The organism is Allobosea sp., assembly GCF_048595345.1.
Classification (GTDB): Bacteria; Pseudomonadota; Alphaproteobacteria; order Rhizobiales; family Beijerinckiaceae; genus Allobosea.
This window is the reverse complement of record NZ_JBMDWH010000064.1, coordinates 23,882-31,844: the sequence shown is the minus strand read 5'-3', so window position 1 is coordinate 31,844 and position 7,963 is coordinate 23,882. Positions and strand designations below refer to the sequence as shown.

The following is a 7,963-nucleotide window of genomic DNA, read 5'->3' as shown; positions in this document are numbered from 1 at the left end:
CTGTAGCCGGCCTTCACCTTCAGCACATGGCGGCTGAAATTGGTGAGATCGAGATCCCCGGGCTGGCCCTTGGCCTTGCCGTAGACCTGGATGTTGTAGGCCGCCGAGAGCGCCCATTCCTTGCTGGCCTGCCAGAACACGCCGGGGCCGACGAAGGTGGCGTTGCCGGCTTCGTTGCCGAAGCCGAGGTCGTTATGGCGGCGCTGATGGCGCACCTCGCCGCTGAGATAGAGCCCCTCCTGAACCTGCCAGGCGAGCGAGCCGGCCAGGGTCAGGGCGGAGGAGCGGCCCTAGGGGGAGGGGCCGGTCCAGGTCATGTCCTGCGAGGCGTTGAACGCGGCATAGAGCTTGCCGGGGACCAGCGCCTTGTCGGCATAGAGGCGGATGCCGGTATTGTAGGTGGTGAAGTTGGTGGCGATGCCGTCGGGATTGGTCCGGTTGACGCTGGGGTCGATGACGAGCGTCAGGCCGATGCCATGCATGTCGCGGCCCAGCAGGCGGTACTTCATTTCGACGCCCGCGCCATAGCTGGTCGCATCGGTGCTGACGCCGAGCGCGCGCCCATTGGTGACACCGCCGAGCAGATAGGGGCCGATCTCCGCGCAGGGGAAGAGGCCATAGGAGCCCTGCAGCTGCAGGCCGTGGCTGTTGAGCCGGCCGATGCGCGTGCCGTAGCCACCCGCATAGGTAAGGCTGGGGCCGAAGGAGCCGACGCTCGCCACCTCGGAGCCGGTGGTGAAGCCGAAGGCGTCGGTCGGGATGCTGTCTGTTTCCGAGCAGGCGGAGATCGTCGGCGCGGGGGCCGAAGGAGCGCCTTTGCGCGAGGGCAGATCGGCGGCGGAGGCCGCCGTGGCGGCCAGCGCGCCGGCGAGGGCGAAAGCGGCGAGGGAGGCAGAGTTCGGCGACATGGGCAGGCTCCATACGGGCGGCGGCGCATGCGCTTCGGTCGTATGCCACGCTGTCGCCGACGTTAGGTCATTATGCTTAACGCATTCTTTCCGAAAGCCGGCCCGGCACCTGGCTCTGAAACATTGTTACATGATGGCTTTCATGCAACAGCCGTCTCCCCCGGCGCGGGCAGCATGGCGAGGCGGGCGAGGGCGCGCGGTGCGATGATGCTCAGCTCCTCCACCGGCTTCCACGCCGCCGCATGCACCTCCTCCTGCTGCGCCACCAGAGGCGAGGCCGGGTCGGCGAGGAAGAGAAATTGCAGATCGTGGTGGATGTGGTCCGGCTCGCCGCGCGCCGGTTTGCCCGGCACCTCATGGCTGTCGATGGTGAAGGGCAGATCGTCGCTGCCATGCCAGGGATGCAGGCGCAGCCCCTGCACGCCGGTCTCCTCCACCGCCTCGCGCGCCGCAGAGCGGTGAAAGCTCTCGGCCTCCTCCCAATGCCCGCCGGGCTGGAGCCAGCGGCCGATGACCACATGGTCGATGAGCAGGATCTGCGTGTGGTCGGGCGACAGCACGAAGGCGCTCGTGGTGAGATGGCCGGGAAAGGTGTCGCGCTTGTCGAGCGCGTGGCCCTGTTCGATCTGCCAGCGCAGCAGCGAGAGATATTCGCGCGGCGCGGCGATCTCGGAACGGTAGCGGGCGACGGTTTCGGCGAGGCGGGTGAGGAAGGTCATGTGGCGGGCTTAACCGATTCGGCCGGGTTTGTCGGTTGGGCCGCCCTTCGGCGACCTGTTCGACCGTCAGCTCTCCGCGTCGTCCGGATGAACTCTTCGACCGGGCTGGACGTAAGTGGCTGCGACGAAGCCGATCAGGAAAGGCACATTCATGGGCAGCGCGGTCGTCATCGGGGCTTCCGGCGGGATCGGGCGGGCGTTGACGGAGCAACTCGCGGCGACGGGCCGCTTCGATGTGGTGCATGGTCTGTCACGCAAGCCCTCGACGTGGCCGGACGCAGTGCGCTGGCACCGGGCCGAGCTGACGGACGAGACGAGCCTCGCCGAAGCGGCGGGGGCCATTGCGGCCGAGGGCGAGGTTTCGCTCGTGATCGTGGCGAGCGGCCTGCTGCATGGCGAGGGTATTGCGCCCGAGAAGACGTTCAAGGCGCTCGATCCGGCCGTGATGGCGGAGGTCTTCGCGATCAACACGATCGGGCCTGCGCTCGCGGCCAAGCATTTTCTGCCCCTGCTGCCGCGGCGTGGCCGCTCGGTCTTCGCGGCGCTGTCGGCCCGCGTCGGCTCGATCGACGATAACCGGCTCGGCGGCTGGTACAGCTACCGGGCGTCCAAGGCGGCGCTGAACCAGATCATCCGCACGCTCGCGATCGAGACCCGGCGCACACGGCCGGAGGCGGTGCTGCTGGCGCTGCACCCAGGCACGGTGGCGACCGGGCTCTCCGAGCCGTTCCGCAGCGGCGAGCCGGGGCCTGGCCATTTCGACCCCGGTGACAGCGCCGCACATCTGCTGCGGGTGATCGAGGGTGCGGGGCCGGAGCAGTCCGGCGGCTTCCTCGCCTGGGACGGCAGGCCGATCCCGTTCTGAGGCGCAGGCGGCGCGGCGATGGGCCGCCGCGCCGGATTGCGATGCCTCAGCCGAGCTTGGCGTAGGCCGGCACGGTGAGGAAATCCTCGAAGCTCGGCGCCAGCGAGAGCTGCTCGAACAGCGCGATCGCCTCGGGGAAACGGCCCTTGGCATAGGCCTCGGCGCCGAGTTCGGTCTTCACCCGCTCCATCTCCTCCGGCAGGCAGCGCTTGAACAGTGCCGCGTCGGCCTTGATGCCGCCTTCGAGCTCGACGCCGTACTGAACGAACTGCCAGATCTGCGCGCGGCTGATCTCGGCGGTCGCGGCGTCCTCCATCATGTTGTAGATCGGCACCGCGCCGCGGCCGCGCAGCCAGGCTTCGAGATATTGCACGCCGACGCGGATGTTCTCGCGGAAGCCATCTTCCGTCCGCGTGCCCTGATGGACTTCCAGCAGGTCCTTCGCCGTGACGTTCACGTCCTCGCGCTTCTTGTCGAGCTGGTTGGCCTGCGGCATCAGCCGGTCGAAGACCTCCATGGCGACCGGGACGAGGTCGGGATGGGCGACCCAGGTGCCGTCATGGCCGTTGCCGGCCTCGCGCTCCTTGTCGGCCTTGACCTTGGCGAAGGCGGCGGCGTTGGCTTCCGGATTGTTCTTGACCGGGATCTGCGCCGCCATGCCGCCCATAGCAAAGGCGCCGCGACGGTGGCAGGTCTTGATCAGCAGCAGCGAATAGGCGTTCAGGAAGGCCTTGGTCATCACGACCTGCGAGCGATCGGGCAGGACATAGGCCGGGTTGCGGGCGAGCTTCTTGATGAAGGAGAAGATGTAGTCCCAGCGGCCGCAATTGAGGCCGGCCATGTGCTCGCGCAATTCGTAGAGAATCTCGTCCATCTCGAAGGCGGCGGGCAGCGTCTCGATCAGCACGGTCGCCTTGATCGTGCCGGGCTTGAGACCGAGCGCGTTCTGGGCAGCGAGAAAGACGTCGTTCCAGAGGCGCGCTTCCAGATGGCTCTCCAGCTTGGGCAGATAGAAATAGGGGCCGGAGCCCTGCGCCAGCGCCGCCTTGGCGTTGTGGAAGACATAGAGCCCGAAATCGACCAACGAGCCCGAGGCGATTTCGCCGTCGATCTCGATATGGCGCTCGGGCAGGTGCCAGCCGCGCGGGCGGATGATCAGGACGGCGGGCTTGTCCTTGAGATTGTAGTCCTTGCCGTTGTTCGGGTCGGTGAAGTCGATCCGGTTCGCCCAGCGATCCTTCAGGTTGATCTGGCCCTCGACCATGTTGGCCCAGACCGGCGAGGACGCGTCCTCGAAATCGGCCATGAAGACCTTGGCGCCGGAGTTCAGCGCGTTGACGATCATCTTGCGGTCGACGGGGCCGGTGATCTCGACGCGCCGATCCTGCAGATCGGCGGGGATCGGAGCGACGGTCCAGTCGCCCTCGCGGATATGGCGGGTTTCGGCCAGGAAGTCCGGCGTCTCGCCGGCGTCGAAGCGCTTCTGCCGCTCGGCACGCAGGGCGAGGAGCCGCTTGCGGGTTTCGTTGAAGCGGCGATGCAGATCGGCGACGAAGGCGAGGGCATCGCGCGTCAGCACCTCGTCGAAACGGGGCTGGACGGCGCCGGTGATGGTCACGCCGGCAGGCAGGTCGAGGGTCGGCTGGGCGGTCATCGAATGGTCCTCCATGAGCTGGCCGAAGTCTGGCGCAATCGGCTCTCTCTGAAAATCGACATTATCGGCCATCACTTGTGCCGATTTTGAAAATATCTCCGGGCGAGTTTCGAAGCCGGTGCGGGCTTCGGCTGCCGTGCCGACGCGATTGCGAACGAAAAAGCCGAAAATTCGAGCGAAAATCCGAGATAGGCGCGGCTTTCGCGGATTGGTTTCAGGAATTCGTAAACCGGCGGGGCCAGCGTCGGGGGCCGATGAGGGTCGGTTTCGCGTCAAGGTCTCGCGACATGTGTGACAATGGTTTCCTCGCCCGTCTGGCGGCGCGCTTCCGCGCCGACCAGGGCGGCAATGTGCTGATGCTTTTCGGGCTCGCGCTGGTGCCGATGCTGGGCGTCGTCGGCGTCGCGGTCGATTACTCGCGCGCGAGCCGCGTGAAGCAGACCCTCTCCACTGCGATCGATGCCGCCGCGCTGATGGCCGCGCGCGACGCGCAGAAACTCACCGATTCCCAGCTGACCGACCGCGTCAACGAGTGGCTGAAGGCCAATCTGCCGCCGGACGCCAAGGACCAGTTCACCGGCGCGACGGTCGCCATCAACCGCACCGCCAAGACGGTCAGCATTGTCGCCAATGGCGCGGTGCCTACCACCATCGCGCAGATTCTCGGCACCAGTGCGCTGGAGGTGTCGACGTCGAGCCAGTCGACTTGGGGGACGAATTCGATCGAGCTCGCGCTCGTGCTCGATAACACCGGGTCGATGGCGCAGAACGGCAAGATGACCGCGCTGAAGGCGGCGGCCAAGGACCTCGTGCAGATCATGAAGGACGCCAGCCAGGAGCCGGACCAGATCCGTATCTCGGTCGTGCCCTTTTCGACCCGCGTGATCCTCGATACCGCCTTGAAGGATGCTCCCTGGCTGCGCTGGGACCAGAAGAGCTGCAGCAAGAACTGGCCGTACACCTGCACCACCATCAGCAAATCGACCTGGCAGGGCTGCGTGACCGATCGCGACCAGTCCTATGACGTCTCCGATGCCACGCCGTCCGGCGCGAATTCGACACTCTATCCGGCCGATTTCTGCGACACGTACTCGCCCGCCTCGCAAGCGAAGGTGATGGGCCTGACCAGCGATTGGACGGCGCTGAACGCCCAGATCGACACCATGCAGCCCACCGGCGCGACGAACATCACCATCGGCGCGGTCTGGGGCATGGCGACCTTGAGCCCGGGCGAGCCCTTCACCGGCGCCAAGCCCGCCAATACGCCGCGCCTCAACAAATACATGATCCTGCTGACCGACGGGGACAACACCAAGAATCGCTGGGACGGCAACGGCTCGGCCCTCAGCACGGCGGTGGACGACCGCACAAAGCTCGCCTGCACCAACATCAAGTCCAACGGGGTGCTGGTCTACACGATCCGCGTGATGGACGGGAACGCGGCGCTGCTGCGCAACTGCGCCTCCGCGCCGGGCATGTATTACGAGGTTTCATCCGCCTCGCAGCTCAGCCCGGTGTTCAAGGCGATCGCCGCAGAGATCAGCCAGGTCCGGCTGACGCAATAGGGCCGGCCGGCGGCGCGATGCCGGAGAGGGCGGCGAAGCGGGCCAGAAACAGGGCCTGCGCCGCCTCGGTATCGAGCGGGTCGAGCCAGGCCAGCACCTCCGCCGGCAGCGCCTTCGGCCTGCCGAAATAGACCAGCGCCTCCTCGCGGGCGAAGCCGGCGAGCCGCGTGGCCTCGAAGAAGGCGGCGATGGTGTCGGCCTCCTTGGTCTTCTTCTTCAGCGGCGCCGGCGTCTGCGGCGGCAGGCCGAAGCGCAGATGAATGGCGCCGAGCAGCCGGTTCTCGACATCCTTGTAGGCGTCGCCCATCACCAGCTTGAAGGGCGAGATCATGTCGCCGATGACATATTCGGGCGCGTCGTGAAGCAGGGCCATCAGGCGCCAGCCATCGCTCCAATCCGGGTGAAGGTGGCTCGCGATCGCCTCCACCAGCAGCGAATGCTGGGCGACCGAGAAGGAATGGGCGCCATGGGTCTGGCCGTTCCAGCGGGCGACCCGGGCGAGCCCATGGGCGATGTCCTCGATCTCGATGTCGAGCGGGGAGGGGTCCAGCAGATCGAGCCGGCGGCCCGACAACATGCGCTGCCAGGCGCGGGGCTGGGCGGGGGTACGTGCCATCAGGCGACGGAGCGGCTGTCGCGTGCCATCGCCGCGCATTCCTCATGGCGAAAGCAGCCGGTGAGGTGGTCGTTCACCAGCCCGCAGGCTTCCATGAAGGCGTAGACGATGGTCGGCCCGCAGAAGGTGAAGCCGGCCTTCTTCAGGTCCTTCGACATCGCTTCCGAGATGGCGGTCTGCGTCGGCACTTCGCCCTGGGTGCGGAACCGGTTCTGCAGCACGCGGCCGTCGAGATGCTTCCAGAGAAAATCCGCGAAGGGCTCGCGCTCGCTGATCCGCAGATAGGCCTGCGCACTCTTGATCGTGCCTTCGATCTTGCCGCGATGACGGATGACGCCGGGATCGGCAAGAAGGCGCTGGACATCCACCTCGCCGAAGCGTGCGACTGTCTCGGGATCGAAGCCGGCAAAGCCCGCGCGGAAGGCGTCGCGCTTCTTCAGGATCGTGATCCAGGACAGCCCGGCCTGGAAACCGTCGAGAATGAGCTTTTCCCACAGGGCGCGGGAATCATATTCCGGCACGCCCCATTCGGTATCGTGATAGGCCAGATAAAGCGGATCGACGCCCGGCCAGCGGCAGCGGAACTTGCCATCCGGTCCAGCGATGGCGATGCGCTCTTCCGTTTGGGCGGGTGGGCTCATGCGGCCGCTCCGAAATCCGGCTCGCCGGGATAGGGGAAGCGGATGAAGCCCGGCTTTTCCGCAAGACGGAAGGCCAGGCCGCCGCCGAGCGGGGTTTCCCCGGCAGCCAGCGCATCTGCCAGCCGGTCGAGGCGCAGCAGGGCGAGCGCCTTGTCGTCGGCGGTCGAGCCGATCGTGCCGAGCGGCTTGCCGACGCCGGTCGCAGGGGCACCGGTCTCGGTGGCGATGCCGCCCTCGAAGACAACCGGGACGATGCGGGTGCGGGCGGTGCCGCGATGCTGCATGCGGGAGACGACCTCCTGCCCGATATAGCAGCCCTTCCTGAAGGAGACGCCGCCGAGCTGATCGAGCAGCGCCTCGTGGGGAAAGGTGTCGCCATAGGGGAAGTCGCGCCCGCCGGCGGGGACGCCGAGGCCGACGCGCCGGGCGTGCCAGGCTTCCGGCACGGCATCGACGAGGTCGTCCGCCCCGGCCGCATCGACGATCGCACGCTGGCCGAGCGCCGACAGGCGCGGATCGGTATAGACCACGCCCACTTCGGCCGGCAGCGGTGCGCCATCGGCCGAGGCGAGCACGGCGCTGCGCTCGGTCAGATCCTCGAGCGTCACCTTGGCGCGCAGCTTGTAGAGTTTCAGCCGTTTCATCAGATCGGAGGTCTGGAGCAGGGGCGTGTCGAGCAGGAAGCCGCCGCCATCCCGGTCGGACAGCGCGACGATCAGGAAATCGCAGATGATCTTGCCTTGCGGCGTCAGCAGCGCGCCATAGCCGGCCTGTTCCAGCGTGACGGCATCCATGTCGTTGGTGACGAGGTTCTGCAGGAAGTCGCGCGCCTCCTCGCCGCCGATGCGGATGACGCCGCGATCGATCAACCTCGTGACGGACATGGGCTCTCGACTCCTGATGCCGCCGTCATGGCGAGGAGCGTGGGGACGAAGACATGCAGGAGCCTGCCCGGGATGGTGGAGGCCGGTCTCCTGGATGTGTTCGCTGCGCTC

Annotated in this window: 8 protein-coding genes and 1 pseudogene; 2 read left to right on the top strand and 7 right to left on the bottom strand. The window is 67.0% G+C overall.

The window, feature by feature from the left end:
- From ACOJTB_RS07570 to ACOJTB_RS07560, 3 genes and pseudogenes are all read right to left on the bottom strand, one after another.
- Positions 1-215, bottom strand: a pseudogene (locus tag ACOJTB_RS07570) (hypothetical protein); the annotation flags it as partial.
- A 75-nt stretch (positions 216-290) separates the two neighbouring features.
- The gene (locus tag ACOJTB_RS07565; protein ID WP_420101913.1) at positions 291-908 is read right to left on the bottom strand and encodes a hypothetical protein; all 618 of its coding nucleotides are present in this window, start codon (positions 906-908) and stop codon (positions 291-293) included.
- Between the two features lie 140 nt (positions 909-1,048).
- On the bottom strand, positions 1,049-1,627 hold the full coding sequence (locus ACOJTB_RS07560; protein ID WP_420101912.1) for an NUDIX hydrolase: 579 nt from the start codon (positions 1,625-1,627) through the stop codon (positions 1,049-1,051).
- Positions 1,628-1,778: 151 nt separating this feature from the next.
- On the opposite strand from ACOJTB_RS07560, the gene ACOJTB_RS07555 reads away from it, so the two are divergent.
- Positions 1,779-2,492: an SDR family NAD(P)-dependent oxidoreductase gene (locus ACOJTB_RS07555; RefSeq protein WP_420101911.1), complete on the top strand. Its 714-nt coding sequence runs from the start codon at positions 1,779-1,781 to the stop codon at positions 2,490-2,492.
- A 46-nt stretch (positions 2,493-2,538) separates the two neighbouring features.
- Here ACOJTB_RS07555 and aceB read toward each other — a convergent pair whose 3' ends face one another.
- On the bottom strand, positions 2,539-4,146 hold the full coding sequence (aceB, locus tag ACOJTB_RS07550) for a malate synthase A (RefSeq protein WP_420101910.1): 1,608 nt from the start codon (positions 4,144-4,146) through the stop codon (positions 2,539-2,541).
- A 287-nt stretch (positions 4,147-4,433) separates the two neighbouring features.
- Between aceB and ACOJTB_RS07545 the strand changes: the two genes are divergently transcribed.
- On the top strand, positions 4,434-5,711 hold the full coding sequence (locus ACOJTB_RS07545; protein ID WP_420101909.1) for a vWA domain-containing protein: 1,278 nt from the start codon (positions 4,434-4,436) through the stop codon (positions 5,709-5,711).
- Here ACOJTB_RS07545 and ACOJTB_RS07540 read toward each other — a convergent pair.
- Genes ACOJTB_RS07540 through ygfZ form a run of 3 tightly spaced genes read right to left on the bottom strand, consistent with a single transcriptional unit; the run spans position 5,686 to position 7,852 of the window.
- Entirely contained in the window at positions 5,686-6,327 is a 642-nt protein-coding gene (locus ACOJTB_RS07540; protein ID WP_420101908.1) for a YfbR-like 5'-deoxynucleotidase, read from the bottom strand. The two genes, ACOJTB_RS07545 and ACOJTB_RS07540, sit on opposite strands and share 26 nt — an antisense overlap.
- Positions 6,327-6,968 carry a DNA-3-methyladenine glycosylase I gene (locus ACOJTB_RS07535; protein WP_420101907.1) on the bottom strand — a complete coding sequence of 214 codons (642 nt, stop codon included), beginning with the start codon at positions 6,966-6,968 and terminating at the stop codon, positions 6,327-6,329. Before ACOJTB_RS07535 ends, ACOJTB_RS07540 begins: the two co-directional genes overlap by 1 nt.
- Entirely contained in the window at positions 6,965-7,852 is an 888-nt protein-coding gene (gene ygfZ / locus ACOJTB_RS07530; RefSeq protein ID WP_420101906.1) for a CAF17-like 4Fe-4S cluster assembly/insertion protein YgfZ, read from the bottom strand. Before ygfZ ends, ACOJTB_RS07535 begins: the two co-directional genes overlap by 4 nt.
- Positions 7,853-7,963 lie beyond the last annotated feature (111 nt).

What these genes read in the sequence shown, in the direction of transcription:
- ACOJTB_RS07565 (WP_420101913.1), bottom strand. Translation starts at nt 908, where the DNA reads ATGTCGCCGAACTCTGCCTCCCTCGCCGCTTTCGCCCTCGCCGGCGCG.
- ACOJTB_RS07560 (WP_420101912.1), bottom strand. Translation starts at nt 1,627, where the DNA reads ATGACCTTCCTCACCCGCCTCGCCGAAACCGTCGCCCGCTACCGTTCC.
- ACOJTB_RS07555 (WP_420101911.1), top strand. Translation starts at nt 1,779, where the DNA reads ATGGGCAGCGCGGTCGTCATCGGGGCTTCCGGCGGGATCGGGCGGGCG.
- aceB (WP_420101910.1), bottom strand. Translation starts at nt 4,146, where the DNA reads ATGACCGCCCAGCCGACCCTCGACCTGCCTGCCGGCGTGACCATCACC.
- ACOJTB_RS07545 (WP_420101909.1), top strand. Translation starts at nt 4,434, where the DNA reads ATGTGTGACAATGGTTTCCTCGCCCGTCTGGCGGCGCGCTTCCGCGCC.
- ACOJTB_RS07540 (WP_420101908.1), bottom strand. Translation starts at nt 6,327, where the DNA reads ATGGCACGTACCCCCGCCCAGCCCCGCGCCTGGCAGCGCATGTTGTCG.
- ACOJTB_RS07535 (WP_420101907.1), bottom strand. Translation starts at nt 6,968, where the DNA reads ATGAGCCCACCCGCCCAAACGGAAGAGCGCATCGCCATCGCTGGACCG.
- ygfZ (WP_420101906.1), bottom strand. Translation starts at nt 7,852, where the DNA reads ATGTCCGTCACGAGGTTGATCGATCGCGGCGTCATCCGCATCGGCGGC.